Origin of the sequence: Streptosporangium sp. NPDC020145 (assembly GCF_040631275.1) — a bacterium.
Classification (GTDB): Bacteria; Actinomycetota; Actinomycetes; order Streptosporangiales; family Streptosporangiaceae; genus Streptosporangium.
This window is the reverse complement of sequence record NZ_JBEXZT010000021.1, coordinates 124870-150677: the sequence shown is the minus strand read 5'-3', so window position 1 is coordinate 150677 and position 25808 is coordinate 124870. Positions and strand designations below refer to the sequence as shown.

Here is a 25808-nt window from a genome sequence, read left to right as displayed (position 1 = left end):
TTCGAGCGGCTCCTGAATACGTGCGAACGACACGCGACGGGGACCAGCGGGTACGGCGGAGGCGTTGCGCGAGGCTGCCAACAGATGTCCTTCCGAGGGCTCGCGGCGGACTGACTACACGCACGCCAGACGACCATGCATCGGAGCACCAAAAGAAGCGGGTCGTCAAAGGGCAGCGCAAAGGGGCAGTGTAGCCGAACGGCATACACCTGTCCAGTTCACCCTCGCTGCGCTCTCCACGTTGGTCGCAGCATCGCCCGTCAGAGCCGAAACGTCAAGCCCGTGAGCCGACATTTCAGCCAAGGAACAGCCGAGCCGCTGGGAGTTTTCCCATCGTGTGACCTGCGCAACCACCAGCCCCAAGACGATACCCGCGCCTCGGGGAGGCTAACGCCTCGCCCTACGAAGCTTCGAGCGCCAGACGCACACACGACCGACGATCGACGCTGCGATGAACGATGTACCCGGCCACAAACCAGCTCTAAACGCAGACTTTGATAACAATTGAATGAAGCGCCACGCCAACCTAGTGGGGCGGCGGGTTTCCCAGCAGGGTGGACAGCTCGGAGACGAGCCAGTGGGAGTCCTGCCTGACCATGACCAACCGGGCCCTGTTCTGCCTGATCTGACGCCGGGGCTGCTTGTCCCCCGGCATGGTCCGCACGGTGCTCATGTTCACGAACAGCAGGACCTCGACCCGGTCGGCGCGCGCCGACTCGACCCCGGCCCCGGCCACCGTCGCCTGCTGGACGGCGCGCTCCTTCCTGGCCGTCGGCACCAGGCTCGTGGTGAGCTGCCGGTAGTACTGGCTGAGGTTTCCCGTGGTGTATCCCCGAGCCCGTGCGAAATCCTGTTCGATAGTACGGTAGTCGTACGACAGCATGTCGGCGGCGACGGAGCGGGCGGTCGCGAGCGCCTCCCGTCCGGCGGCCTCGTCCGAACGCAGTCGGCTCAGATCCGCGAACATGATCCACACCACCGCGGCGAGCGAGAGCGCGACGGCGGTCATCACCCCGACCAGGAGGAGGGAGACGCGGGTCACAGGACCAGCTCCGTCTTCGAGACGAGCCAGGCGGTCCCGATCTTGGTCACTTCCATGTTCCACTGGTAGAACCGCTCCTGCGGGGGCTGTTTGCTACCCTCCCAGCGAATGACGGCGTCCCCGACGACCATCACTCTGGCGACGTTCCCCTTCATCGAGACGAGCCCGGAGGCACGGAGCGCGCCCGTCTGGAGAACCTTGTTCCTGAGCGTCGTCTCTTTGAGCGTCGTGACGTTCCTGGCGTACTCCGCCTTCGCCGCGCCGGTTGACGTGTCCAAGATGCGTTTGATGTCGGAGTCCACGGTCCGGTGACCGACCGAGAGCAGATCCAGGGCGTGTGATCCCGCCGCCCGTATCGCGGCCTCCCGGTCGTCGGCCTCCGCCTGGGCCTGCGCAAGCGCCGAGCGCAGCCAGAACGCCGCGCCGAGCAACGCCACGATCAACAGGGCCAGCACCAACCCGGCGACTCTCAGCGGGCGAGCCCGCCGAGCAGTGTTCACCGCCATGCGCTCTCTCCCATCGCGGGTCCGTCGGAACACGGACCGGTGATCACGTGGCGCCGGCCGTTCAGGCCGAAAGCTCCCCGATCGCCGGATCATAACCCGCCAAACGGATCGTCATGGAGGGCTTTGCCCACCTCCCCAGGAGCCGCCCTCTCATAACAGGAAAAAAATATCCCTGCCAAGGCCGCTGATCTCGTGGCCCTCTCCATCCCGAACCACCGATCTCGTGGCCCAGGCGCCCAGGCGCCACCGATAAACGACCTTCGGGCTCACGCGGGGAAATGCCGCCCGGTGCCCCGCCGTACGGCCCGGCGAGCTCTTCGGGTCGCATCCCAAACCCATTTCAGAGCATTTAATGGCGATTTAGTGAACAAACCGCCCATAAAGCCATAAATCATGAGAAGTTCGCCGCAGGAGAAGCCGACCGAAGGCATGAGAGCGTCGTACGGACGCCCCTCGCCGAGGCCTTCACCCAACCCCAGACGGGCTCTGACACGTCCCTGACGGGCCTCTGACGGGCCGGGAAAGCAGAAAGAGCGGGCCACCGGCACCAGGTGGACCCGCTCTTTCTGTTGAGTCTCGTCGAGCTCTCCTACGAGGCCTTCAGGCCAGGTGGGACTACTTGACGGTGACGGTGGCGCCGGCGCCCTCAAGGGCAGCCTTGGCCTTCTCCGCCTGCTCCTTGTTGACCTTGCCGTCGAAGACGGGCTTGGGGGCGCCGTCAACGAGGTCCTTGGCCTCCTTGAGGCCCAGGCTCGTCAGGGCGCGGATCTCCTTGATGACCTGGATCTTCTTGTCGCCGGCAGCCTCGAGGATGACGTCGAACTCGTCCTGCTCCTCGGCCTCCTCGGCCGGAGCGGCGCCACCGGCGGCCGGGGCGGCGGCCACGGCGACGGGGGCGGCGGCCTTGACGTCGAAGGCGTCCTCGAAGAGCTTCACGAAGTCGGCCAGCTCAAGGAGGGTCATCTCCTTGAACGACTCGAGCAGCTCGTCAGCGGTGAGCTTCGCCATGATGATTCCTCCGTATGGATCTAAAAACTGAGAATTCGGGACCGCGGTATATATGCGCTAATCCCCTGAGTCCGCCAGCGCGGACCTACTCGCCCGCCTCTTCGCGCTTGGCGCGCAGAGCCTCGACGAGCTGAGCCATGTTGGTGGGCAGCGCGTTGAAGACGGCGGCGGCGTGGGCCTGCTTCGCCTTCATGGCACCGGCCAGCTTCGCGAGGAGGACCTCGCGCGACTCAAGGTCGGCAAGCTTGCTGATCTCGGCCGGGTTCATCGACTTGCCGTCGACGACACCGCCCTTGATGACCAGGAGGGGATTGGCCTTGGCGAAGTCACGCAGACTCTTGGCGGCCTCGACCACGTCGCCCTCGACGAACGCGATCGCCGACGGACCCGCGAGCAGGTCGTCGAGCTCGCTGATCCCGGCCTGGTTGGCCGCGATCTTGGTCAGCGTGTTCTTCACCACGGCGAACTTCGCATGCTCACCGAGAGAGACGCGCAGCTGCTTGAGCTGAGCGACGGTGAGACCGCGGTATTCGGTCAGAACGGCAGCGTTGGAGCCTTCGAAGCTGCTCCGCAGCTCGGCTACAGCCGTTGCCTTTTCCGCCTTCGCCATGGGCCTCCTTCCAGATGTTGCCACCGGCAAGGGGCCACAGACGCGAACAAGCCCCGGGCGCAGGCGCACGGGGCTCACATGAGGAGGTCAGTCCAAATGGAAACTCACATCACACCTGCGCTGGTCGTCCACGAAGTGGAACCTTGGGTCGTCGAACCATGAGGCCTGACGACAACCGGCGGTCTTCGGCGTTGACAGCATACGCCCTGGCGGGAGGAACGCCAAACCGGGCTCCGCTCGGGAAGGAATCCAGGAAAACACGACGGCCCGCCTCCCCCGGTGCGATGGGAGAGGCGGGCCGTACATGGGTCTCGTGGTTCCCCGGACGGGGTTCCACGAGCCGTTCCCAGCGGGCCCTCAGTGGCCGCTCGGGACGGGGTTCTTCGGCAGGTCGCCCACCTGCTCGGCGGGCGGGGCCGCGATCGTCACGGGCTCGTTGAAGCCCTTGAAGAGTGCGGTCAGGTTGAACGACTCACCGTTCTTCGAGCCGCTGAGCGTGACCTTGCGGGGCAGGCTCTGGCCGTCGGCCCACAGGTCGAACTTCACGTCCTTGACCGACGAGAGTCGCTCCTTGAGCGGCTCCTGCTTGGCCGGGTCGAGCACCTGGGCGGCCTCGGCCACCGGGAAGGTGCCGCTGTAGTGGGTCGTCTCGGTCCCGCCGACCGTCTCGGTGCCCACGGCCTTGACGTCCTTGGACGCGGTGAGCAGCTTGACCGTCGCGGCGAGGTCGAACTGCCTGGCCTGCTCCAGGAAGCTCCTTACGCCCTTCTGGCCCTCGGCGTCGATGTCGGAGATCGAGGCCTTGAGCCAGGGCTTGTCCGCCCCCGCGAACCTGGCGAGCAGCTGCGACTTCAGGTAGACCGTGTCACCGGTGAAGATCGCCCTGGCTCCGCCGGGGACGTTCTGCCCGTCGAAGTTGATCGTGTCCAGCGTGATGTCGGTCGCCAGCTGAGGCTGGCTCTGGTAGACCACGCTGCCCTGGATCTTGCCCGCGCCCCTGTCGCCGCCTGTGGCGTCAAGGACGAGGTCCGCGGAGTACGAGGTGACCTCCCCGGCCCTCTGCGCGCTCTGCTGAACCGCCTCGGCGGCGGCCAGTTTGACGTTTCCGAGGGTTCCGGTGCTCTGCGCACCGCATCCCGTGACCGCGATCAGAGCGGCCGCTCCCAGTGTCAGTGCGGGAGCCAATCGGCGCATTGGTCTTCACTCCTTCGTGTCCCCCGATGGACTTGTTTATGACCATACGCCGGGCAATCCCGACACGCTTCCTCCATAGGAACGAAGAAAGGCCCCAACCGAATGGCCATTCGGTTGAGGCCTTTCCGAGAAGGCGTCTGCTAGCGGACGTCTCAGGCGTCGAGCTCGGCGGTCAGCGCCCGCGTCACGTTCGGGTCGACCGGGATGCCGGGGCCCATGGACGTGGAGAAGGTGACCTTCTTCAGGTAACGGCCCTTGGCGGCGGACGGCTTCAGACGCAGCACCTCTTCGAGGGCGGCGGCGTAGTTCTCGACCAGCTGACGCTCGCCGAAGGACACCTTGCCGATGATGAAGTGCAGGTTCGCGTGCCGGTCGACACGGAACTCGATCTTGCCGCCCTTGATGTCGGTGACGGCCTTGCCGACGGCCGGGGTGACGGTGCCGGTCTTGGGGTTGGGCATGAGGCCACGGGGACCGAGCACGCGGCCGAGACGGCCGACCTTGCCCATGAGGTCGGGGGTCGCGACGACGGCGTCGAAGTCGAGACGGCCCTTGGCGACCTCGTCGATCAGCTCGTCGGCACCGACGATGTCGGCGCCCGCGGCGCGGGCCTCCTCGGCACGGTCACCGGTCGCGAAGACCAGGACCCGGGCGGTCTTACCGGTGCCGTGCGGGAGGTTGACGGTGCCGCGCACCATCTGGTCGGCCTTACGGGGGTCGACGCCCAGTCGCAGCGCGACCTCGACGGTCGCGTCGAACTTGGTGACGCTGGTCCCCTTGGCGAGCTTCGCCGCCGCGGCCGGGCTGTAGAGGTTCTCGCCGTCGACCTGTGCGGCCGCCGCGCGGAATGCCTTGCTGCGCTTCACTTGCTCACTCCTGTGAATCCGAGTGTCCGTGGTGCGGGCCAGCGCCTGGCCCTTCCACTCACTTCGATGTCCTGGTGACGGACACGACCACCGTCGCGTTCCGCCGTTTTCCGATCCGTCGCCGGATCACCGGCTCGGGACCGAGTCGCCTGTCGTCAGTCGGCGATCGTGATGCCCATCGACCGGGCGGTGCCGGCGATGATCTTCTCGGCCGCCTCGATGTCGTTGGCGTTGAGGTCCTGCATCTTGGTCTCGGCGATCTGGCGCAGCTGCTCCTTGGTGAGCTTGCCGACCTTGTCCTTCTGCGGGACGGCCGAGCCCTTCGCCACACCGGCGGCCTTCTTGATCAGCTCAGGCGCCGGGGGCGTCTTCGTGACGAAGGTGAAGGAGCGGTCCTCGAAGATGGTGATCTCAACGGGGATGATGTTGCCGCGCTGGGCTTCGGTGGCAGCGTTGTACTGCTTGACGAAGTCCATGATGTTGACGCCGTGCGGACCGAGGGCGGTACCGACCGGCGGAGCGGGCGTGGCCTGGCCAGCGGGGAGCTGGACCTTGACCAGTGCCGCGATCTTCTTCTTAGGAGGCATGGTTCTTCTCCGGGTCCTAATCGGGGTGATGCGGCTCCCACGCAGACACGGGGAGCATGTCGGAAGGCCGTGCTTCGCGAGACACGGCCACCGAACGTCTTAGTTTATGTGATCGGTCAGATCTTCGAGACCTGGTTGAACGAGAGCTCAACCGGGGTCTCGCGACCGAAGATCGACACGAGGACCTTGAGCTTCTGCGACTCGGCGCTGATCTCGCTGACCGTGGCGGGCAGGGTCGCGAAGGGGCCGTCCATGACCGTGACGGACTCGCCGACCTCGAAGTCGACGGTCGCGGCCGTGGCCTTGACGGTCGACTTCTTGACCTCTTCCGAGGGCTCGGGAGCCAGCAGCTTGGCCACCTCGTCCAGGCTCAGCGGGCTGGGCTTGTTCGACAGACCGACGAAGCCGGTCACACCGGGCGTGTTGCGCACCGCGGACCAGGACTCGTCGGTGAGCTCCATCCGGACCAGCACGTAGCCGGGCAGCACCCGCTCCTTGACCAGCTGACGCTTGCCGCTCTTCACCTCGGTCACGTGGTGCGTCGGCACCTCGACCTGGAAGATGTAGTCCTCCATGTTGAGGGACTGCGTGCGGGTCTCGATGTTCGACTTCACGCGGTTCTCGTAACCGGCGTAGGAGTGGATGACGTACCACTCGCCGTACTGGCCGCGCAGATGGCGCTTGAACTCCTCGACCGGGTCGACATCGGGCAGGACGTCGCCGTCCTCGTCGACCTCACCGGTCTGCCCGGCCTCTTCTGCCTCGTCCTCGTCGACGTCGGCCGTGACCTCGTCGGTCTCGGTGTCGGCGTCGAGCGAGTCCTCCGCGACGTCGACGACCTGCTCCGGCTCGTCAGTCCGCTCTTCGCGGGACTCGCCGGCCGGCTGTGGAGACTCGGACACGGTGGCTCATTCTCTTTCGTCGATGGGCTGATGAAATTACGGGGGGCGATCCGCCGGGGTCCGGCCTCAGGCTCCGCCGAAGATCCGCAGCACACCTTCGGTGAGCAACGCGTCGAGTCCGGACACGACCCCGACCATGATCAGAACGAAGACCATGACAATCGTGGTGTACGAGAGAAGCTCTTTGCGCGTAGGCCAGATGACCTTGCGTAGTTCAGCGATGATCTGCCGATAGAAGAGGGCGGGAGAAGTGCGCTTGGCCTTCTTCTCACCGCTCGGCTTGTCTGCGGTTTCGCCGCGCGTGTCGATCGCCACAGTCCTCACCTGCTTCGTCGAGTCCAACGCATGTCTGCGGCGCGCTAGACGCCCTGATGCGCGGACCGCTCCTCGCAGGGCACGAGGGACTCGAACCCCCAACCGCCGGTTTTGGAGACCGGTGCGCTACCAATTGCGCTAGTGCCCTAAGACATGAACCACCATACATCGGTTGGACCGAAGTTTGTCCGTGGCTCACGGGTCCCGACCGCCGAGTTCGTGCACGCGGCGGTTAGGAACATGCGGGAGTCTACGTGGGAATGGCCCCCACGTCGAACCGGCAGGTGATCGACCCCTCGCCTCCCCCCGATCTCCCACGTCACAGCCCTTCCCCTTCCGTACGGCCCGCCGTACGGAAAAACCGGCGGGAGGCGGGGGGCACCTCACAGATCTGTAACCATGGAAGGCATGACCCGTCCTCGCATCTCAGCGCGCATCTCCGCGATCTCCGAGTCCGCCACACTCGCCGTGGACGCCAAGGCCAAGGCCATGAAGGCGGCGGGCCGCCCGGTCATCGGCTTCGGCGCGGGCGAGCCGGACTTCCCGACTCCCGACTACATCGTCGAGGCCGCCGTCGAGGCCTGCCGCAACCCCAGGTTCCACAAGTACACCCCGGCCGGGGGCCTGCCCGAGCTGAAGCAGGCCATCGCGGACAAGACGCTGCGCGACTCCGGCTACCAGGTCGACGCGGCCCAGGTGCTGATCACCAACGGTGGCAAGCAGGCCGTCTACGAGGCCTTCGCCACGCTCCTCGACCCGGGTGACGAGGTTCTGGTCGTCGCCCCCTACTGGACGACCTATCCCGAGGCCATCAAGCTCGCGGGCGGTGTCCAGGTGGACGTGGTGACCGACGAGACCACCGGTTACCTCGCGAGCGTCGAGCAGTTCGAGGCGGCCCGCACCGAGCGCACCAAGGCCCTGCTGTTCGTCTCCCCGTCCAACCCGACGGGCGCGGTCTACTCGCCCGAGCAGGTCGAGGCGATCGGCCGCTGGGCGGCCGAGCACGGGCTGTGGGTGGTCACCGACGAGATCTACGAGCACCTCACCTACGGCGGCGCGACGTTCGCGAGCATCGCGACCGTCGTCCCCGAGCTGGGTGACCGGGTCGTCGTGCTGAACGGCGTCGCCAAGACCTACGCCATGACCGGCTGGCGGGTCGGCTGGCTGATCGGCCCGAAGGACGTCGTCAAGGCCGCGACCAACCTGCAGTCGCACGCCACCTCCAACGTCTCGAACGTGGCCCAGGCCGCCGCCCTGGCCGCCGTGTCCGGCGACCTGTCGGCCGTGGCGCAGATGCGTGAGGCCTTCGACCGCCGCCGCCAGACCATGGTCCGCATGCTCAACGAGATCCCGGGCGTGCTCTGCCCCGAGCCCAGGGGCGCCTTCTACGCCTACCCGTCGGTCAAGGAACTGCTGGGCAAGGACTTCGGTGGCAGGCGTCCCGAGACGTCCGCCCAGCTGGCCGAGCTCATCCTTGAGGAGGCCGAGGTCGCCCTCGTCCCCGGCGAGGCCTTCGGCACCCCCGGCTACTTCCGGCTCTCCTACGCGCTCGGCGACGAGGACCTCGTCGAGGGCGTGAGCCGGGTGGCCAAGTTCCTCGGCCAGGTCGGCTGAGGCCCACCTGAGACCCGTCTGAGGTCCACCGCCGGGCGGCGCGTGTACGGCGCCGCCCGGCGGCCCGCCCTCCGGCTCCGTGGGAGCGGGTTCGGCGTGTGGCACCGTGCGGTGCCCGGCATACGGCACCATATGGAAATGCCACGCCCGCTCACCGACCTGCCAAAGGCCCACCTCCACCTGCACTTCACCGGCTCGATGCGGCACACGACCCTGATCGAGCTCGCCCGTGAGCAGGGTCTGCACCTGCCGGACGCGCTTGAGCAGGACTGGCCGCCCCGGCTGCGGGCGACCGACGAGCGGGGCTGGTTCCGTTTCCAGCGGCTCTACGACATCGCACGGGCGGTGCTGCGGCGGGAGTCCGACGTCTACCGGCTGCTGCGGGAGGCCGCGGAGGACGAGGTCGCCGAGGGGTCTCGCTGGCTGGAGATCCAGGTCGACCCCTCGGGATACGCCCACCGGTTCGGCGGTCTCACCCCCACCCTTGAGCTGATGCTCGACGCGGCGCGCCAAGCCTCGGCGCACGCGGGCATCGGAGTGGCGCTCGTGGTCGCCGCCAACCGCACGAAGCACCCCCTGGACGCCAAGACGCTCGCCAGGCTCGCCACGCACCACATGGACCAGGGCGTCGTCGGTTTCGGGCTGTCCAACGACGAGCGCAGGGGCCGGGCCCGTGACTTCGACGGAGCCTTCAGGCTGGCCAGGCGGGCCGGATTGCTGGCCGTACCGCACGGTGGGGAGCTGATGGGGGCGGCCAGTGTGGCCGAGTGCCTCGACGAGCTCGGCGCCGACCGGGTCGGGCACGGCGTGCGGGCGGCCGAGTCGCCACGGCTGATGGAGCGGCTGGCTGACCGGCAGGTCACGTGTGAGGTCTGCCCGACCTCCAACGTCGGCCTCGGGGTTGCCGAACGGCCGCAGGACGTGCCGCTGCGGCGGCTGTTCGAGGCGGGGGTGCCCATCGCGCTCGGCGCCGACGACCCGCTGCTGTTCGGCGCCAGGCTGCTGCCCCAGTACGAGCTGGCCAGGCAGGTGTACGGCTTCCGCGACGCGGAGCTGGCCGAGCTGGCCCGGCAGTCGATCAGAGCCTCCGCCGCCCCCGAGAGCGTCCGCAAGGAGATCCTCAGGGAGATCGACGAGTGGTTGTCCTCCCCCGACCCCGAGGGTGTCTAGGGCTCTTTGAGGGCCAGGCTGGTGGCGGCGTCGAGGGGCAGGCCCTCGACGGGGAGGACCTCCGGGACGGCGATCGAGGCCAGCAGCGGCGGGCGCAGGTGCTCGCCGCCGAGCGCCGTCCAGGCGTCGCGGGCCGCGGCCAGCAGCTCCAGGCCCTCCTGTGACCGTCGTTCGGCGACGGCGAGCGCGCCGAGCAGTTCGACCCCGGCGGCCTGCGCCGTACGGTCGTCGAACAGGCGGGCGGTGCGCAGGGCCTCGCGGGCGTGCTCCCCGGCGGCGGTGAGGTCTCCGCGCAGATAGTCGGCGTGGGCACGCAGGTGGCACAGGTGGGAGCGGGTCCACAGGTCCTCGTAGGTCTCGCAGAGGTCGAGTCCCTCGACGAGGACGCCGACGGCCGCCTCGACGTCGCCCAGCGTCAGCAGGCAGGCGGCCACCACGGCGTAGCCGGGCAGCAGGCCGGGGAAGGCGCGTCCCGCCGAGTGGTGGCGGTCGCGGGCGGCCCTGATGCCGAGCACGGCGCGGGTCGCCTGCCCCCGCTGGGCGGCGACCTGGGCGGCCAGCTGGGTCACGTAGGCGCCCGCGTGGCCGCCGGGGTCGGCCTCGCGGCACTCGGAGAGCCGCTCCTCGGCTCCGAGCAGGTCTCCCTGGAGGCTGGCGACCCAGGCGCAGACCCACAGCGCCCTGGTCCGCGCCGGTCCCCGCCGAGGGTCCGTGGCCAGGGCGCGGTCGAGATAGTCGCGCCCCTCGGCGTGCATCCCGCAGCACACCCACAGGATCCACAGCGCTCCGGCCAGTTCGAGACCGGTCCCCGCCTCAAGGCCCGTCTCCAGTGCCTGGGCGAGGTTGGCCGCCTCGACGCGGAGCCTGTGGTGCCAGCGCACCTGGCGGCGTGGCCACTCGCGTTCGGCGTTGCGGGCCAGGGCCAGGTAGAAGTCGTGGTGGCGCAGCCGTACCTCCTCCTGCTGGCCGAGCAGGGCCAGCCAGCCCGCGCCGAACTCGCGGGTGGCGCCGGGCATCAGGAAGCGGACTCCGGCGTGGGTCTCCCTGCGCAGCAGCACGGACTTGTCGACCAGGCCGGTGACCACGTCGATCATGTCCTGGGCGCGCAGCGTCTCGTCCCGGCAGACGTAGGTCGCAGCCTCCAGGTCGAACTCGCCGGGGAAGACCGAGACGCGCGCCCAGAACAGTCGTTCCCGCTCGGTGCACAGCTGGTGGCTCCACCCGATGCAGGTGGCCAGCGCCCGGTGCCTTGAGGGGCCCTGCCGTTCCTCGTCGACGAGCAGGGCCAGGTGCTCGCCCAGATTCGCGACGAAGTCCGCGACGGGCATCGTGCGCAGCCGTACGGCGGCCAGTTCGATCGCCAGCGGCAGACCGTCCAGCCTGTCGCACACCTCGGTGAGGCTCTCGCGTGTCCCGGCGGGCCAGGTGTCGCCGAGGCCGGTGAGCAGGGCGTAGGCGTCCGGGGCGGGGAGGCCGGCCAGCACCCGCAGGTGCTCGCCGGGGACGGCCAGCGACTGGCGGCTGATCGCCAGGATGCGGAGTTCGGGGTCGGTGGCGAGCAGTTCGCCGACCAGGGAGGCGACCTCGTCGACCAGCGCCTCGCAGGTGTCGAGCACGAGCAGGGACCCGGCCGAGACGGCCAGGGCCTCGGTGACGGCGGGGGCCAGCGCCTGTGGCCCGCCGACCTCGGCGACCTCCGCGACGTCGACGACCGCGGGCTCGGGGACGAGTGTCCTGGCGAGTTCGAGGCCGAGCCTGGTCTTGCCGACACCGCCCGCCCCCGACAGGGTGACGAGCCGTACCCGCTCGAAAAGGGCTGTGATCTCCGCGACCTCGCCCTGCCTACCGACGAATGCACTCATTCCGCAGTCTCCTCGCGGCGTGGGCATTCATGCTAAAGGTGACCGAAGCCGTCTGTGTCCCGGATGCGGGCGACAGTGGTGTCGATGTCCATGGCCATTCCCCTGGCGAACGCGCGTTCGTAGGCGAGGTCGCCGAGCAACGCCCTGGCCCGGCGTTCCGTGCGTGCCCTGGACGTCGCGTACGGCGAGGCGTCGGGGGTGGGAAGGCCCGCGGTCGTCCACATCCGGGCGGCCGCGCCGAGCAGGCGGGCGGCTCTGCGCCCGTCACCGCGCGCCACGGCGGTCGCGGCGAGCTGGTCGGTGGCCGCGGCCACGCCGAGCGGGTCGCGCAGGCACCACTTGGCGTCGAGTGCCGCGCGGGCGTAGGCCTCGGCCGCCTCGATCTCTCCCCTGCCGAGTTCGGCGAGCGAGCGCACGTGGTCGCCGTGGGAACGGGCCCACAGTTCGCCCCGTTCGGCGCACCTGGCCCACTGGCGCACGAGGACCTCGACGGCCGGGCCGAACTCCCCCCTGAGGCTGTGCGCCATCGCCAGCGTCGTCTCGGCGACGGGGAGACCGATGTGGGCGGCCCGTTCCGGGGCGGCCTGCTCGAACAGCCCGGCGGCCTGGGCGGCCAGGCGCGCGGCCCCGTCGAGGTCGCCGAGGGCGAGCGCGGTCGCCGCCGCCCCCTGCCTGGCGCATCCGGCGGCGGCGAGGTCGCCCTCGGCCGTGGCCGCCGCGTACGCCTCGGCGGCCCTGCGTCTGGCCTCCGAGGTGTCGCCCGCGGCCAGCGCCGCCCATGAGCACACCCACAGGGCCTTGGTGCGGGCCGGGCCGGGGGTGATCTCCCGGTTGAGCAGCCGGTCCAGGTGCCGGTGCCCGAGGCCGGCCCTGCCGAGGCAGCACCAGACGAACCAGAGCGAGGTGGCCAGGTCGAAGCCCTCGTCGCGGGCCAGCGCGGCCTCCAGGTCCGGCATCGCCCGCCTGGCCCAGGCCGCCCAGCGGGCCTGGCGCGGGCCGTACCACTCGGCCTCCGCCCTGCGCGCCCCGGCCAGGAAGTGGTCGTGGTGGCGGGCGAGAACGGTCTCCTCCTCGCCCAGCAGCCGCAGCCACTGCCTTCCGTAGTCGCGGATCGTGCCGAGCATCCGGTAGCGCGGGCCACCGGCGACGTCGGCGACCAGGATCGACCGGTCGGCGAGCCCGGACAGCGCGAGCGTGGCCAGTCGGCCGTCGGCGCACACGGCCCACGCGTCGTCGGCGTCGAACCAGCCCTCGAAGACCGAGAGGCGGGCCCACAGCAGGCGTTCCCCCGGGCCGCACAGCTCGTGGCTGAGGCCGACCGCGGTGCGCATGCTCCGGTGCCGCCCGAGCGGGGCGCGGCTGCCGCCCTCCAGCAGGGCGAAGCGGTCGCCGAGCCGCTCGGTGAGCTGTGGCACGGACAGCGCCCGCAGCCGCCGTACGGCCAGCTCGATGGCGAGCGGGATGCCGTCGAGGCCGCGGCAGAGCCGGGCCACCTCGTGGGGGTCGAGGGCGGCGCCGGGCACCAGGGCCCTGGCCCGCTCGGTGAACAGCCGGACGGCGTCGCAGGTCGCGGCCTCGGCCCCCTCGGGTACGGCGAACGGCTCGACGGGCATCAGCCGTTCCCCGGCGAGCCCCAGAGGACCGCGGCCGGTGGCCAGCACCCGGATGTGCGGCGCCCGTGCCAGGACCTGGCGCAGCAGTTCCGCGCACGCCTCTGCGAGGTGGTCGCAGTCGTCGAGGACCAGCAGCAGCCGCCGGTCGGCGAGGAAGTCGGCGAGGACCTCCGCCTGGGGCCGCACGGCCTGCTCCGGCAGGCCGAGCGCGGCGGCGACGGCGTGGCCGACCAGGGCGCCGTTCTGCTCGGCGGACAGCGCGACGACCCACACCCCGTCGGGGAAGTCCCCGCGGAGCGTGGTCGCGGCCCTGAGCGCGAGCCTGGACTTGCCGACCCCGGCGACCCCGGTGAGGGTCACCAGAGGAGAGTGGCCGATCAGTGCGGCGAGTTCGCCGAGCTCCGCCTCCCGTCCTACGAGGTCACCCGTCTCCGCCGGCACGTTGTCCCGGCGCGTGCGCGTCTCCTCCACCGATTCCTCGCCCCTCCGCGTTAGATGGCCAGCCAACCATGGGAGCGCGGCCATCCCGGCCTGACGGAGGACCCGCGGTTGTCCGTTCTTCTCCCGGGGCGCATATCTCACGCCGACGCGCAGGTCAGCGGTCTCTTGTCGAAGTCCTCCGGGGTGGGATTCCTCCTCCGGACCCCTCCTCGTTTCGTCGGTGTCCGGTGTCTCCCCGGCCGTCACGAAGGGGTTCCCAGGGACGTCATGGGGGCGTTTCCGGAGTCGCCGCGGGGGAAGCGACACTAGACTCTTGCTGTTTCCCGGCCGTGGACGCCCTCCAAGTCGTGGGCGACGCGGCTCCCCGATGAGTGAGCTGGACGGAACCGCATGTCTGGGTATGACCGCGTAGTGCAACCGGCGGCCGGTGACGAGGCCCTGGAGAACCACCTGGGTGGGGACGAGGCCAGGAACTACCGGCAGTACGAGCTCGACATGGTCGCCCCGCACGTGGGGAAGTCCATGCTGGAGATCGGTTCGGGCCTCGGGCACTTCGCCGAGTCGTTCCTGCCCCGCCTGGACAGGCTGGTGGTCAGTGACTTCGACCCCTACTGCGTCGAGCAGCTCAACAAGCGCTTCGCCGAGCGCGACGACGTGGACGTGCTGCAGTTCGGCCTGCCGACCGACATCCCGATCGGTGAGAAGGTCGACACGGTCGTGATGATGAACGTCCTCGAACACATCGAGGAGGACGTCGAGGCGCTGCGCTCCCTGGCGAAGGTCACCGCGCCCGGCGGTCGGATCGTCATCTGGGTGCCGGGCTACATGCAGCTCTACGGAGACTTCGACCGCAAGGTCGGCCACGTCACCCGCTACACCCCCGCGACCCTGCGCAGCACGGTCTCCAAGGCGGGCCTGGACATCGACGTGCTCAAGCCGATCAACTTCCTGGGCGGCATCGCCTGGTGGGTGGCGGTCCGCCGGGGCGGTGTCGGCTACCCCGACCCGCGTCTGGTCAAGATCTACGACCGTACGGTCGTCCCGGCGACCCGGTTCATCGAGCGTTTCGTGCGTCCGCCGTTCGGTCAGACCGTCTTCTGCGTGGCCCGCGTCCCCCGGTAGAAAACCCGTTGCACCGTACGGCGGGCCCGCCGTACGGTGGTCCGCATGTGGATCAACTCCTAGAAAGCAGGCGTTGACCGGCCGTCGCCGGTCCGCCCGCGCTCAGCTCTCTGGCCCCGTTCGTCTGACGCGGCAGCTGAGGTTCCGGCACGGCACAGACCGCGTCGTCATGATCTTCCAAGGAGTCCATATGCGAATTCGCGTTGCCAAAAAGCAGCAGACCGTCACGCCTCGTACCCCGCTGCCCGAGCGGGCCCCGGCGCCCAGGCGGGTGCCGATGCCGCCCGTTCCCGCCCGGCCCACCCGGCAGCCGCGCCGGATTCCCGGCCGGGGCGGTCGCTGACGGCCGGCCGGAGGCGGTGTCCACCCTGTTCCGGGTGGACACCGCCGGGTCTCAGCCGTCGAGGCGTTCGATGACGGTGACGTTGGCCTGGCCGCCGCCCTCGCACATCGTCTGCAGGCCGTACCGGCCGCCGGTCCGCTCCAGCTCGTGCAGGAGTTTGGTCATCAGGATCGCCCCGGTCGCCCCGAGGGGGTGCCCCAGGGCGATCGCGCCGCCGTTGGGGTTGACCCGCTCCGGGTCGGCGCCGATCTCCTTGAGCCAGGCCAGCGGCACCGGGGCGAAGGCCTCGTTGACCTCGAAGACGTCGATGTCGTCCACCGTGAGCCCGGCCCTGGCCAGGGCCTTCCTGGTCGCCGGGATGGGCGCGGTCAGCATGTGGACCGGGTCGTCGCCGGTGAGCGTCAGGGTGACGACGCGAGCCCTGGGGGTCAGGCCGTGCTCGCGGAGCGCCCGTTCCGAGGCGACCAGCAGGGCGCCGGAGCCGTCGGAGATCTGCGAGGAGGTCGCGGCGGTGATCCGGCCGCCCTCCCGCAGGGTCTTGAGGCCCGCCATCTTCTCCCGGGTGGTGTCGGCGCGGGGGCCCTCGTCGTTCTCGACGCCCGCGACGGGGACGATCTGGTCGCGGAAGCGGCCCTCCGCGACGGCTTCGAGCGCGCGCCGGTGGCTCTCGCAGGCGAAGCGCTCCAGTTCCTCGCGGCTCAGGTCCCACTTCTCGCACATCAGCTCGGCCCCGCGGAACTGGGAGATCTCCTGCCTGCCGTACCGCTCGGCCCAGCCCTCGCCGAACGGCGAGGGCAGGCCCTTCTCCAGGGCGGCGGTGACGGGGGAGCCCATCGGTACGACGCTCATGGACTCGACCCCGGCGGCGACCACGAGGTCCTGGGTGCCGGAGAGCACGCCCTGGGCGGCGAAGTGCAGCGCCTGCTGGGAGGAGCCGCACTGCCGGTCGACGGTCACCCCGGCCACGCCCTCCGGCAGCCCGGCCGACAGCCAGGCGGTGCGTGCGATGTCCATGCTCTGCGGGCCGAACTGCATGACGCAGCCCATGATCACGTCTTCGATCGCGGACGGATCGACGCCGGTGCGCTCGACGAGCGCCCTGAGCGTGTGGGCCGCCAGGTCCGCGGGGTGGACGGTGGACAGCCCTCCTTGTTTCCTGCCGACCGGGGTGCGGACCGCCCCGACGATGTACGCCTCTGCCACGGTGCCTCCTGCTCACAGAACCGAGCATTGTTCGGTTACCAGCAGGTTACCTCGGTCGGCGTGGCGGTGGTCAGGACCGCTTGAGGACGACGTAGCCATCCCTGTCGAACACCTTGGTGTAGCCGGTGCGCAACGCCTCGTCCACCCGCTGCTGCTGCACCTCGGGACCCCCGAAGGGGAAGGTCCAGCGCGTCACGTCGGCCACGATCCACGGGGCGCCGTACGCCTGCGGGCCCCACAGCAGCACCGTCGTCCTGGCGCTGAGCGCGGGACCGACGTTGTTGGCCGCCTCGACCACCACCCCGTCGGGGACCGTGGCCACGGCCTCGCGCGCCGCCGCGACGGACGGCTCCTCGGTGAAGAAGGACGACTCGACGAGGTTGCCCAGGGCGAAGCGCGGCACCAGGGTGAGCCCGATCACGCAGACCGCGAAGGCCCAGTGCCCGGCCAGCGCCCGCGACCGCTCGGGGAAGCGCCCGCGCAGCCGTCCGGAGAGCCGGTGGACACCGTCCACGGCGGCGCAGACGAGGATGGCCGCGAGGAAGGCGTTGTACTGGAAGTCGGTCCCCCACCACTGCGGCCGGTCGGCCAGGAACCGTTCGACCAGCAGCGGGACGGCGACCAGGACCAGCGGGGACAGCAGCGCGGTCAGCAGCATCGGCCACAGCAGGAAGGCCATGGTGTCCACCTTGACCTCGGGGCTGACCATCTGCCACAGCGTGCCGAACGGGTCACGGACGATGGACAGCGCCACCTCGCCGAGGGTCGCGCCGCGGCTGCCGTACGCCCAGTGGAAGCCCTCGCCGCCCGAGCCGATCATCGGCATCACCACGCCGCGGATGAGCAGCAGCGCGCCGCCGCCCATCAGGACGAGGGCCGTCCCCTCAAGCCTGCGTCTGATCAGGAACAGGTAGACCCCGAACCCGGCGACCAGCAGGCCCATGTCCTCCTTGACCAGCAGGATGCCGATGGCGGCGAGGACGGCGTAGCGGGTCCTGCCCGCGTCCGCCCGCTCGATCATGATCGCGCTGAGCAGCGGGACGAACGCCACCTCGTGGAAGTCGAACCCGGCGGCCTGCGCGACCGGCCAGGAGACCAGGTAGGCGACCGCGACCAGGTGCGCGGGGACCGGGCCGAGACGGCGGCTCGTGTAGTGCCAGACGGGGACGGCGGCCAGCGAGAGCAGCGCCGCCTGCGCGACGATGAGGGTCCGCGGGTCGTCGTACACCCAGTACAGCGGGGCCAGGACGGCCAGGATCGGCGAGAAGTGGTCGGCCGGCTGGACGAAGTCCATGCCCTGGTTGTAGAACATGCCGACCGAGGGGGCGACCGGCGGCCCGAAACTCGCGTACCCGCGCACCGCCTGGTCGAAGATGACCAGGTCGAAGATGCTCGCCTTGAACGCCGAGAACTTGACCAGCCCGAGCACGCTGTAGGCCACGGTGGCCAGGGCGACGAGCGCGCCGAGCGTCAGACCGTGTCGCCGCTCGCGCAGGAACGCCGGGACGTCGCGTGCCTTGTCCGTCCTGTCGACCGGCTCCTCGGCGGTCGCGGTCACCGCGCTCATGCTCTGCGGGTGCTCGTCATCGTCGCGTAGGCGATGACGTTGTCGGTGTAGTGGCCGGTCGTGTGGTTGTAGGTACCGCCACAGGTGATCACATGAAGCCGGGGTATCGGCGAGTCGCCGTATACGCGCTGTGTCGGGAACACCGTCTTGTCCGCCTGTTCGAGTCCGTCTACCGTGAAAACCGCGATGATGCCGTCCTGCCGCCGGACTTCGATCTCGTCGCCGTTCCTGATCTCGGCCAGGCGGCTGAAGACCGCGCTTCCCGAGCGCGTGTCCTTGTGCCCGAGCATGATCGCGGGACCGGCCTCGCCCGCCGTCGGCCCCGAACGGTACCAGCCGACCAGGTTCGGATTGCCGACCGACGGCACCTCGATCGCGCCTTTTTTGTCGAGTCCGACCGAGGTGATCGGCGCGTTGATGTTCAGCCGCTTGATGACCAGGCGTAGCGGGGTCGAGGGCTGCATCGCGGGGGCGGGAGGCAGGCGCGGTTCGGGCGGCGGCGCGGTCGGATCGGCCCTGAAGTAGGGGTCGGCGGGCGCGGTGGCGTTGACCGCGCTGCGGGGCGGCAGCGTCGTGCGCTGCTCAGCCAGGCCGTACTCGTCCGGGGAGACCGCCATCATCAGCAGGCCGACCAGCACCGTGACCACCCCGGCCGCCCCGGCGAGGATGAGCACCGAGCGCAGGATCCTGCCGCCCCCGGCCCGGTCGCCGTACGGCTCCTCGTACTCCGGGTAGGGGTAGTACCCCTGGTCGTACGGCTGCGCGGGGTGCTCCGGAGGCCAGCCTTCCGGTGGCGGGGTGGTCATGCGGCGCCCCGGTCAGCCCCGGGTCGCCGTACGGCGCCGCAGCATCAACCCGCCGATCCCCGCCGCCAAGATCATCGCCGTCCCGCCGAGGACGAACATCCTGGCGTCGGGACCGGCGTCCCCTCCCCCGCCCGTCGAGGCGCCGCCACCGGGGGTCTCGGCGACATGCCCGGACTTCCTGGGCTTGGGGGGCTTGGCGGTCTTGGTCTGGGTGATGGTCACGACCGGCTCGGGAGTGGGCGTGTCGGCCGGAGTGGTCGTCGTCGTCGGGGTGGTGGTCGCGGTCGTGGTCGGCGTGGTGGTGGCCGCGCCGGTCGGCTTGACGGTGACCAGCAGCGCGGCGGCGGTCGCCTCCGCCGGGGTGGCGACCAGGCAGTCGTAGATGAGGGTCTCCGTCCCGGTGCCCGCGGCCGCCTGGTGGCTGACGGAGAAGGCGTCCGGCCGGACCGTGACGACCCCGGCCGCGGTCGGGACCACGGTGACCAGCACGGTGGGCAGCGGGGGCAGCACTCCGTTGACGGCCACGACCCCGGGCGTCGTCGTGGCCAGGACCGAGTGGATGTCCCCCGTGGTTGTCGGCACGGGCCCGGAGATCGACGTGTCCGCCTCGATCACGATCCGGTCCCCCGCGGCGATGGCCACCGGGGCGACCAGGTTCGGCGGCGCGGGGGGCTGACCGGCCTTCCAGGTCACCACGACGGTCGCGCTCGGAGTGGGGGTCGTGAGGGGGCCCGACAGGTCCATCTGCATCTTGTAGGTGCCGGCGGTGCCGGTACCCGAGGCCGCGGTGCACGTGTAGGTGACCGGCTTGGCCACCGCCGTCATCGAGGCGATCGCGGGAACCGCGCCGAGGAGGATGCCCGCGCCGACCACTCCGGCTGCCGTCTTCGCCGCGACGCGACGACGCGTCTTGGACCTCAGCACAGTTACTCTCCGTTTCGGCACAGCTGACCGCTTTGGCGCGGTTGCCCACGATTCCAGGCGATGGTCACAGTCCGGCATAGATCCTATGAACACAAGCAGAGAGATGCACGTGTCTTGGCAAAACGGGCATAAATTCCGTCCTGTCTCATCAAGACAGTGCACGCCAGGAAAAAGACCTCTCAGGCGCGCAGCGCCCGGATCACCACCGTGGTGATCGGCAGTTCGAACTCACCCCGCGCGGTCTCCGGGGTCGAGCGCAGGTAGTCGGCGATCCTGCCCAGCAGCTCGGCGCGGTCTCCCTCGGAAAGCGTCAGCACGTGGGAGTGGGTGGCGATCGTGGCGACCATCGACTCGGCGGTCCTGCGCTGGCTGTGCGGGAACCAGGCCTGCTCGACCGGGCCGAACCACGGCTCTCCGAGTTCGAGCATGTCGGGACGCCACTGCGTGCGGGAGACCGTGCTGCGCGCGACCTCCTTCAGCCCGTTCACCCACGGCACCTGGTCGTCGTCGAGGTTCCACAACCCCGCGACCACCCCGCCGGGCGCCAGGACCCGGGCCATCTCCGGCGCGGCCCGGTCGAGGTCGAACCAGTGCATCGCCTGCCCGACCAGGACCGCGTCGACCGAACTGTCCGGCAGCGGGATCCGCTCCGCGCCGCCCGGCAGGGCCTCGACCCTGGGCAGCCGCACCCGGAACTGGCGGAGCATGGCCGGGTCCGGCTCGACCGCGACGACATCGGTGACGTGCCTCAGCAGCACCTCGGTCAGCTTCCCGGTGCCCGCTCCCAGGTCGAGGACGCGCGGAGGCTGCGAGCCCCTGACGGGTTCGAGCGCCCACAGCACGGCGGCGTCGGGGTAGTCGGGCCGCTCCCGCGCGTAGGCCTCAGCCTGGCCGCCGAACGATGACGCCCTGCGGGCCGCGGACTCGGGGTCGATGCCGGGGAAAGCGCTGGGTCCACCCATGCCATCACGATATAGGTCCATATTTCATGGCTCATCGTGAAAAAAAGGGTTTTCCTGGTAAAACGCCTGGTGGACACCGGTGAACCCTCGGGTAAAAGGGCCATACCATCACTCCGGGTGACCGTCGATCACCCGGCCAGCGCCCGGCGGTAGGGAGTCAGGGTCGCGAGCCACTCGTCAAGGGAGTCCGCGTCCTGCCACAGGTCGTACAGTTCGTTGTCCCCGGGGCGGGCCGCCCGGTCGAGAAGGTCGGCGGCGAGCCCGCGCAACGCCGCGTCCACCTGGAACGGGTTGCCCTCAAGCCATCTGACCGCCACCGGGTCGGTCAGGGCGACGGACTCGGCACCGGCCAGACGGGCGATCGTGAGACAGGCCATCGCGACCGCGCCCGCCATGTCCGGCCCCTCGACGTAGTCGTCCTGGTCGAGGATCTCCCGCAGCGCCTCCGACAGGGCCGCCGCCGGGTCCGCCGTACCGTCGAGATGCGCCAGCAGGTCGAGTGCCCCGTCGTTGTCGAACGGTCCCAGATCCCAGGCTCCCATGTCGCACCTCTCCTCACCGGCCTCTTCCTCGGTTCGGAGCTTAGGTGGCACCTCCGACAAATCACCCAAAGTTCTCCTTCCGCCGGATGAGGGGGCGTGGACGGGTCCCCCAGCATGGAGGAGGAAACGGGCCATCCGCGTCCCTACCTTCGAGACATGGCGGACAGAAACCCGGAACGCTCCACGAGACCACGCCCCAGGAGAGGTCGCAGACTGCTGCGGACACTGCGTCGGGCAGCGGCCCTCACCCTGGTCCTGCTCGTGCTGGCCTCTGGGGTGGGGTTCGCCTACGAGTCGAACGCCTCACGGGCCGACGCGCGGGAGCACCGGGCACCGGGGCGGCTGGTCGACGTGGGCGGCCACCGCCTGCACCTGTACTGCACCGGCCGGGGCGCCCCGACCGTCGTGCTCGAAGCGGGACTGGCCGAGTCGAGCGCGAGCTGGGAGGTGATCCAGCGCCGCCTGTCCGCCCGCTCCCGGGTGTGCTCCTACGACCGGGCGGGATACGCCTGGAGCCAGGAGGGACCCTCCCCCCGTACGGCGGAGCGCCTGGCCGGAGAGCTGCACGCGCTGCTGGCCGCCTCCGGGGAGGCCGGGCCGTACGTGCTGGTCGCGCACTCCTTCGGCGGCAACGTCGTACGGGTCTTCGCCGACCGCCTGCGGAGCCTGACCGCCGGGCTCGTGCTGATCGACGTCACCGACGAGACGGCCCTGACGGCGTTGCGGATCTCCCGGCCGCTGATGGCCGTACAGCTCGGCGTCAACCAGTTCGTCGCCCGGGTCGGGTTGCTCAGACTGCGCGGCGACGCCTTCGTGCCTCCGGAGGCGACCCCGACGGCCCGCGCGAACGCCACCGTCGTCTACGGCTCGGGCAGCATGGCGGCGGCCCGCGCCGAGGCGTGGGCGTCGGTGGACAGCGCCGCCCAGGTGGCCGCGACGGTCCGTCCCGGGGCGTGGGGCGATCTGCCGGTCACGGTGATCGTCCCGGCGGGACAGCCGGAGGAGGACACCAGGCACGCCAGGAGCCTGGCGGCGCTGTCGAGCCGGGGTCGCCTGGTGACGGCCTCGACCACCGAGCACTACGTGCAGAACGCCCAGCCCGGCCTCGTCCTCGCCGAGATCGCCAGAGTCGCCGCCGGGTGATCAGCCGGGCAGGTCGACCTCCTCGCGCAGCACGCTGTAGATCACCCCGTCACGCCAGTGACCGTTCCTGAACGAGTAACCGCGCAGCACGCCCTCCCGGGTGAAGCCCGCCTTCTCCAGCGCGCGCTGCTCGGCGAGGTTGGCGTCCTCGGTGACCGCCTCGACCCTGACCACCTGCGTGTGCGCGAACAGGTACTCCACCAGCAGGCGCTGCGCCCGGGTGCCGAAGCCCCGGCCCCTGGCCTCGGGCAGCAGGGCGATCCCCAGGTTCCAGCAGTGTGAGGTCTGCGCGGTCAGGATCCTGCGCCAGGAGACGAAGCCCAGCCGCTCCGCGCCGTTGACGACCAGCAACAGGCCACCCTCGGCGTCGAAGAAGCCGTTCTTCACCCACTTCCTGCGCCACCTGCCGGGGTCCGACCAGCCGAGCCAGCCGAACAGCCCCGCCGCCTCCGGCTCGACGGAGAAGCGCTCAAGCGTCTCCAGGTCCTCCTCGACGATCGGCCGTAACGCCACCTGATCAACGCTCATGCCGTCACGCTACGAACCGCCGGGCGAACCGTCCAGATGCCCGAAGACCTCCCGCGCCGCCCCGAGGCTGTCCCGCAGCGCCCGCTCAAGCTCGTCGGCCTCCTCGGCCAGCCGCCCGACCTCGGGTACGGCCAGCGCGTCCGCCCCCGACTCGGCGAGCAGCTCCTCGTAGCGCGGCAGTCGTTCGGCGAACGCCCGCAGTTGGTCATGCGCCCGCTGGGCCTGTTCCGCCCGCGCGACATGGGCGGCGTAGCGTTCGATCGCCTCGACCCTGGCGACGACCGCCTTCTCGCTCTCGGCCAGCACCCGTTCCAGGGGCCGCACCGCGGCCGAGACCTCCGGGGTCACCCCACCGGCCATGAGTGTCCTGTGCTCCGCGCGCAACGCGGACAGTTTGGCCAGCAGGCGTGCGATCTCCCACTCCTGCGCGGGCAGGACCACCGTGTTGCGCACGTCGTCGAGAAGACCCTCGGCGTTGACCCGCGAACCGAGGATCGAACCGGCCGCCGTCCTCGTCCTGACGAGCAGTTCTCTCGCCGCGTCGTCGAAATCCTCCTCAAGGAGATAACTCTCCCGGCAGTCTTCGGCGAGGCCGTACAAGACGTGTTCCGGAGAAAGGCGGTCCTCCGCGTCGCTGGCGGCCCGTATCGCGGCGACGACGAGACCGGCCAGCGTGAGGGAAAGCACGATCTCGATCAGGAGACCGGCGCCGACGAAAACCGCGGCGACAAGGGCCAATGCCGTCAGCATTCCCTTGACCGCGAGGGAGGCGGCCGACCGCTTCCTGGGCGGCGGCAGGGGCTTCCAGCCTTTTCGCACCTTTTCGAGCATGAGCGCGTTGTCACCGAGGACGGTCGCCGTCTCCTCGGGAAGGGCGGGGTCGACGATTATCCGGATTCTACGGTTGCCGGCCCGCGTAGTCGCCATGCGCTGGATCCTAACCGTTTCAGAAATGCGATTTCCGTTTTTCCCCGGCGCTTTATACGCGAGGAAAGCAGGTGGCCTCCCCGCTTCGGCCTGCCTACATTTGGTCCATGACGACTTCCCCGTTCCAGGTGATCTGCGAGATCGAGCCGCCGACCCGGCCCGACCTGATGCACGTCCGGCACCAGATCGGAACCCTGAGCAAGATCTCCGACACCTTCCTGGTGCCCGACAACCACATCGGCCGTGCCACGGTCTCCAGCGTGGCGGTCGCGCACGAGGTCGAGGCGATGGGAGGCCGTAGCATCGCGTGTCTCAACTCACGCGACCGCAACCTGCTGGGGTTCCGCCGCGACCTGCTGACCGCCGCGGCCTACGGCGTCGACCGCTTCCTGTTCGTCTACGGGGACAAGCCGGCGACGGGCAACCGCACCGGCGACCTGAACGTGCGCGCGATGATCGAGGAGGTCCGTGCCCTGCCGGACGACCCCGCCTTCGCCGGGGTGCGCCCCTTCCAGATCGGTACGGCCGCCGGCCTTCGCCCGCTGCCCGCCTGGAAGCACGCGGCCGACTTCGTCTTCGTCCAGGTCAGCTTCTCCCTGGAGGCCCTGCTGAGGTGGCGGGAGGCCAACCCCGTCGAGGTCCCCGTCTACGCGGGCGTGATGGTCCTGGCCAGCGAGAACCACGCCCGGCGTCTCTCCGCCGCGATCCCGGACATCGACATCCCCGAGGACCTGGTCCGCGCGGTCGCCGCCGACCGCCAGGCCGGGGTCGAGGCCACCTGCGAGCAGGTCCTCAAGATCCGCGACTCCGGCGCCTTCGACGGGGTTCACCTGATCCCGGTCTCCCGCTACCGCCAGGTCGCCGCCCGGCTTGAGGAACTGCTCTGACAGGTTCGTCCCAGAACGCCCGGCCGGTCAGCGGCCGGTCAGCAGTGCGGCGAAACGGTCGACGTCGACGTTGCCGCCGCTGATGATCACACCGATCCGCCGTCCCGCCAGGTCTCCCGCGAGCCTGCGGACGGCGGCGAGGCCGAGTGCGCCGGTGGGCTCGACGACGATCTTCATCGTGGCGAAGAAGGTCCGCATGGCCTCGACGAGCTCGGCGTCGGTCGCGGTGACGATGTCGTCGACGTCACGGCTGATGATCGCGAAGGTGTGGGCGCCGAGATGCTGGGTCTGCGCGCCGTCGGCGATGGTCACCGGGGTGTCGATGTGGACGACGCTCCCCTGGCGCAGGGACCGCAGGCCGTCGTCGCCCGCCTCGGGCTCCACGCCGTACAGCGCGCAGCCCGGCGACAGCGCCTTGGCCACCAGCGCGGTGCCGGACAGCAGCCCGCCCCCGCCGAGCGGCACGAACAGCGCGTCGAGGTCGCCGACCTCCTCCAGCAACTCCAGGGCGGCGGTGCCCTGCCCCGCGATGACGTCCGGATGGTCGTACGGCGGGATCAACGTGAGCCCGTGTTCCACGGCCAGCGCGCGGCCGATCTCCTCACGGTCCTCGGCGTAGCGGTCGTAGCCGACGACCCGCCCGCCGTACCCCTTGGTCGCGGCGACCTTCGCGGCGGGCGCGTCGTGGGGCATGACGATCGTGGCCGGGATGTCCAGCATCCTGGCGGCCAGCGCCACGGCCTGGGCGTGGTTGCCCGAGGAGTAGGCGACCACGCCCGCGCGCCGCTGCTCCGGGGTGAACCGGGACAGGGCGTTGAACGCGCCACGGAACTTGAAGGCGCCCATGCGCTGGAGGTTCTCGCACTTGAACACCACGTCGGCGCCGACGCTCTCGTTGATCCGGCGCGAGCGCAGCACGGGGGTGCGGTGCGCGTGGGAGGAGATACGGGCGGCGGCGTCCCGGACGTCGTCGTAGGTCGGCAGCTGGAGCATCGGCGGCTTCTCCCCTTCGGGGTTCTTCGACGGTTCGCAACGATCTTCGACACGACCACGGTAACCGCCCCGGCCGTTCGCGTCAGCCCTCCCGCCGGTCCGCCTCCCGGTCGGGCCGCACGGATCCGGGC

The 25808-nt window shown here is 70.1% G+C and carries 26 protein-coding genes and 1 tRNA gene; 6 read left to right on the top strand and 21 right to left on the bottom strand.

The genetic code is table 11. From position 1 onward, the window contains the following. Window positions 1–526 precede the first annotated feature (526 nt). The 10 genes from ABZ463_RS30450 to ABZ463_RS30405 form a co-directional block, all read right to left on the bottom strand. Window positions 527–1042, bottom strand: coding sequence for a hypothetical protein (locus ABZ463_RS30450; RefSeq protein ID WP_352014744.1), 516 nt, complete (start codon window positions 1040–1042; stop codon window positions 527–529). Then, window positions 1039–1500, bottom strand: coding sequence for a hypothetical protein (locus tag ABZ463_RS30445; protein WP_352014743.1), 462 nt, complete (start codon window positions 1498–1500; stop codon window positions 1039–1041). Before ABZ463_RS30445 ends, ABZ463_RS30450 begins: the two co-directional genes overlap by 4 nt. Window positions 1501–2163: 663 nt before the next feature. Beyond that, window positions 2164–2556, bottom strand: coding sequence for a 50S ribosomal protein L7/L12 (gene rplL, locus ABZ463_RS30440; protein ID WP_352014742.1), 393 nt, complete (start codon window positions 2554–2556; stop codon window positions 2164–2166). A gap of 85 nt (window positions 2557–2641) precedes the next feature. Further along, window positions 2642–3166 (bottom strand): 50S ribosomal protein L10, encoded by a 525-nt coding sequence (gene rplJ / locus ABZ463_RS30435; protein WP_352014741.1) that lies wholly within the window; start codon window positions 3164–3166, stop codon window positions 2642–2644. Between the two features lie 357 nt (window positions 3167–3523). Continuing rightward, a complete protein-coding gene (locus ABZ463_RS30430) occupies window positions 3524–4360 on the bottom strand; it encodes an LppX_LprAFG lipoprotein (protein ID WP_352014740.1) in 837 nt (278 codons plus the stop codon). 152 nt (window positions 4361–4512) lie between these two features. Next, entirely contained in the window at window positions 4513–5226 is a 714-nt protein-coding gene (gene rplA, locus ABZ463_RS30425) for a 50S ribosomal protein L1 (RefSeq protein ID WP_352014739.1), read from the bottom strand. Between the two features lie 155 nt (window positions 5227–5381). Further along, a complete protein-coding gene (gene rplK / locus ABZ463_RS30420) occupies window positions 5382–5813 on the bottom strand; it encodes a 50S ribosomal protein L11 (RefSeq protein WP_184712590.1) in 432 nt (143 codons plus the stop codon). A 116-nt stretch (window positions 5814–5929) separates the two neighbouring features. Beyond that, on the bottom strand, window positions 5930–6715 hold the full coding sequence (nusG, locus tag ABZ463_RS30415; RefSeq protein WP_352014738.1) for a transcription termination/antitermination protein NusG: 786 nt from the start codon (window positions 6713–6715) through the stop codon (window positions 5930–5932). Between the two features lie 66 nt (window positions 6716–6781). Continuing rightward, on the bottom strand, window positions 6782–7030 hold the full coding sequence (secE, locus tag ABZ463_RS30410) for a preprotein translocase subunit SecE (RefSeq protein WP_352014737.1): 249 nt from the start codon (window positions 7028–7030) through the stop codon (window positions 6782–6784). 75 nt (window positions 7031–7105) lie between these two features. Next, window positions 7106–7178 (bottom strand) — tRNA-Trp (locus tag ABZ463_RS30405). Between the two features lie 260 nt (window positions 7179–7438). Here ABZ463_RS30405 and ABZ463_RS30400 point away from each other — a divergent pair. Next, complete coding sequence (locus tag ABZ463_RS30400) at window positions 7439–8644, top strand: pyridoxal phosphate-dependent aminotransferase (RefSeq protein WP_362781288.1); 1206 nt, start codon at window positions 7439–7441, stop codon at window positions 8642–8644. Between the two features lie 138 nt (window positions 8645–8782). Next, window positions 8783–9814, top strand: a complete 1032-nt coding sequence (locus ABZ463_RS30395) for an adenosine deaminase (protein ID WP_352014735.1) — start codon at window positions 8783–8785, stop codon at window positions 9812–9814. Here ABZ463_RS30395 and ABZ463_RS30390 read toward each other — a convergent pair. Both ABZ463_RS30390 and ABZ463_RS30385 read right to left on the bottom strand, forming a co-directional pair. Continuing rightward, complete coding sequence (locus ABZ463_RS30390; protein WP_352014734.1) at window positions 9811–11676, bottom strand: hypothetical protein; 1866 nt, start codon at window positions 11674–11676, stop codon at window positions 9811–9813. The two genes, ABZ463_RS30395 and ABZ463_RS30390, sit on opposite strands and share 4 nt — an antisense overlap. Window positions 11677–11708: 32 nt before the next feature. Further along, window positions 11709–13760: an AAA family ATPase gene (locus tag ABZ463_RS30385; RefSeq protein ID WP_352014733.1), complete on the bottom strand. Its 2052-nt coding sequence runs from the start codon at window positions 13758–13760 to the stop codon at window positions 11709–11711. Window positions 13761–14120: 360 nt separating this feature from the next. Between ABZ463_RS30385 and ABZ463_RS30380 the strand changes: the two genes are divergently transcribed. Both ABZ463_RS30380 and ABZ463_RS30375 read left to right on the top strand, forming a co-directional pair. After that, the gene (locus ABZ463_RS30380; RefSeq protein WP_352014732.1) at window positions 14121–14852 is read left to right on the top strand and encodes a class I SAM-dependent methyltransferase; all 732 of its coding nucleotides are present in this window, start codon (window positions 14121–14123) and stop codon (window positions 14850–14852) included. Window positions 14853–15042: 190 nt separating this feature from the next. Continuing rightward, the gene (locus ABZ463_RS30375; RefSeq protein WP_352014731.1) at window positions 15043–15195 is read left to right on the top strand and encodes a hypothetical protein; all 153 of its coding nucleotides are present in this window, start codon (window positions 15043–15045) and stop codon (window positions 15193–15195) included. A gap of 51 nt (window positions 15196–15246) precedes the next feature. Here the strand turns inward: ABZ463_RS30375 and ABZ463_RS30370 are convergent, their stop codons facing one another. The 6 genes from ABZ463_RS30370 to ABZ463_RS30345 all read right to left on the bottom strand — a co-directional run bounded on the left by ABZ463_RS30370 (window position 15247) and on the right by ABZ463_RS30345 (window position 21199). After that, complete coding sequence (locus ABZ463_RS30370) at window positions 15247–16398, bottom strand: acetyl-CoA C-acetyltransferase (RefSeq protein ID WP_362781285.1); 1152 nt, start codon at window positions 16396–16398, stop codon at window positions 15247–15249. Window positions 16399–16468: 70 nt separating this feature from the next. After that, the gene (locus ABZ463_RS30365) at window positions 16469–17965 is read right to left on the bottom strand and encodes a DUF2079 domain-containing protein (protein ID WP_362781283.1); all 1497 of its coding nucleotides are present in this window, start codon (window positions 17963–17965) and stop codon (window positions 16469–16471) included. After that, complete coding sequence (locus tag ABZ463_RS30360; RefSeq protein WP_362781281.1) at window positions 17962–18771, bottom strand: class F sortase; 810 nt, start codon at window positions 18769–18771, stop codon at window positions 17962–17964. Before ABZ463_RS30360 ends, ABZ463_RS30365 begins: the two co-directional genes overlap by 4 nt. Before the next feature lie 12 nt (window positions 18772–18783). Beyond that, a complete protein-coding gene (locus ABZ463_RS30355; protein WP_352014727.1) occupies window positions 18784–19695 on the bottom strand; it encodes a hypothetical protein in 912 nt (303 codons plus the stop codon). Between the two features lie 179 nt (window positions 19696–19874). Continuing rightward, a complete protein-coding gene (locus tag ABZ463_RS30350; protein ID WP_362781278.1) occupies window positions 19875–20657 on the bottom strand; it encodes a class I SAM-dependent methyltransferase in 783 nt (260 codons plus the stop codon). 128 nt (window positions 20658–20785) lie between these two features. Beyond that, complete coding sequence (locus ABZ463_RS30345; RefSeq protein WP_362781276.1) at window positions 20786–21199, bottom strand: DUF4259 domain-containing protein; 414 nt, start codon at window positions 21197–21199, stop codon at window positions 20786–20788. A 156-nt stretch (window positions 21200–21355) separates the two neighbouring features. Between ABZ463_RS30345 and ABZ463_RS30340 the strand changes: the two genes are divergently transcribed. Then, window positions 21356–22342: an alpha/beta hydrolase gene (locus ABZ463_RS30340; RefSeq protein WP_362781274.1), complete on the top strand. Its 987-nt coding sequence runs from the start codon at window positions 21356–21358 to the stop codon at window positions 22340–22342. Here the strand turns inward: ABZ463_RS30340 and ABZ463_RS30335 are convergent, their stop codons facing one another. Continuing rightward, window positions 22343–22870: a GNAT family protein gene (locus ABZ463_RS30335; RefSeq protein WP_362781272.1), complete on the bottom strand. Its 528-nt coding sequence runs from the start codon at window positions 22868–22870 to the stop codon at window positions 22343–22345. A gap of 9 nt (window positions 22871–22879) precedes the next feature. Then, the gene (locus ABZ463_RS30330; RefSeq protein WP_362781270.1) at window positions 22880–23797 is read right to left on the bottom strand and encodes a hypothetical protein; all 918 of its coding nucleotides are present in this window, start codon (window positions 23795–23797) and stop codon (window positions 22880–22882) included. 107 nt (window positions 23798–23904) lie between these two features. Between ABZ463_RS30330 and ABZ463_RS30325 the strand changes: the two genes are divergently transcribed. Beyond that, on the top strand, window positions 23905–24684 hold the full coding sequence (locus ABZ463_RS30325; RefSeq protein WP_352014721.1) for a methylenetetrahydrofolate reductase: 780 nt from the start codon (window positions 23905–23907) through the stop codon (window positions 24682–24684). 27 nt (window positions 24685–24711) lie between these two features. Here ABZ463_RS30325 and ABZ463_RS30320 read toward each other — a convergent pair whose 3' ends face one another. Continuing rightward, entirely contained in the window at window positions 24712–25677 is a 966-nt protein-coding gene (locus ABZ463_RS30320) for a threo-3-hydroxy-L-aspartate ammonia-lyase (protein WP_352014720.1), read from the bottom strand. Window positions 25678–25808: the final 131 nt, after the last annotated feature.

Excerpts from the sequence above, each read along its gene's own strand:
- rplK (WP_184712590.1), bottom strand. The coding sequence starts at position 5,813 with ATGCCTCCTAAGAAGAAGATCGCGGCACTGGTCAAGGTCCAGCTCCCC.
- ABZ463_RS30375 (WP_352014731.1), top strand. The coding sequence starts at position 15,043 with ATGCGAATTCGCGTTGCCAAAAAGCAGCAGACCGTCACGCCTCGTACC.
- ABZ463_RS30380 (WP_352014732.1), top strand. The coding sequence starts at position 14,121 with ATGTCTGGGTATGACCGCGTAGTGCAACCGGCGGCCGGTGACGAGGCC.
- ABZ463_RS30335 (WP_362781272.1), bottom strand. The coding sequence starts at position 22,870 with ATGAGCGTTGATCAGGTGGCGTTACGGCCGATCGTCGAGGAGGACCTG.
- ABZ463_RS30360 (WP_362781281.1), bottom strand. The coding sequence starts at position 18,771 with ATGACCACCCCGCCACCGGAAGGCTGGCCTCCGGAGCACCCCGCGCAG.
- ABZ463_RS30395 (WP_352014735.1), top strand. The coding sequence starts at position 8,783 with ATGCCACGCCCGCTCACCGACCTGCCAAAGGCCCACCTCCACCTGCAC.
- ABZ463_RS30320 (WP_352014720.1), bottom strand. The coding sequence starts at position 25,677 with ATGCTCCAGCTGCCGACCTACGACGACGTCCGGGACGCCGCCGCCCGT.
- ABZ463_RS30330 (WP_362781270.1), bottom strand. The coding sequence starts at position 23,797 with ATGGCGACTACGCGGGCCGGCAACCGTAGAATCCGGATAATCGTCGAC.
- ABZ463_RS30325 (WP_352014721.1), top strand. The coding sequence starts at position 23,905 with ATGACGACTTCCCCGTTCCAGGTGATCTGCGAGATCGAGCCGCCGACC.
- rplJ (WP_352014741.1), bottom strand. The coding sequence starts at position 3,166 with ATGGCGAAGGCGGAAAAGGCAACGGCTGTAGCCGAGCTGCGGAGCAGC.
- ABZ463_RS30430 (WP_352014740.1), bottom strand. The coding sequence starts at position 4,360 with ATGCGCCGATTGGCTCCCGCACTGACACTGGGAGCGGCCGCTCTGATC.
- ABZ463_RS30345 (WP_362781276.1), bottom strand. The coding sequence starts at position 21,199 with ATGGGAGCCTGGGATCTGGGACCGTTCGACAACGACGGGGCACTCGAC.
- ABZ463_RS30365 (WP_362781283.1), bottom strand. The coding sequence starts at position 17,965 with ATGAGCGCGGTGACCGCGACCGCCGAGGAGCCGGTCGACAGGACGGAC.
- ABZ463_RS30340 (WP_362781274.1), top strand. The coding sequence starts at position 21,356 with ATGGCGGACAGAAACCCGGAACGCTCCACGAGACCACGCCCCAGGAGA.
- ABZ463_RS30400 (WP_362781288.1), top strand. The coding sequence starts at position 7,439 with ATGACCCGTCCTCGCATCTCAGCGCGCATCTCCGCGATCTCCGAGTCC.
- ABZ463_RS30350 (WP_362781278.1), bottom strand. The coding sequence starts at position 20,657 with ATGGGTGGACCCAGCGCTTTCCCCGGCATCGACCCCGAGTCCGCGGCC.
- rplL (WP_352014742.1), bottom strand. The coding sequence starts at position 2,556 with ATGGCGAAGCTCACCGCTGACGAGCTGCTCGAGTCGTTCAAGGAGATG.
- ABZ463_RS30390 (WP_352014734.1), bottom strand. The coding sequence starts at position 11,676 with ATGAGTGCATTCGTCGGTAGGCAGGGCGAGGTCGCGGAGATCACAGCC.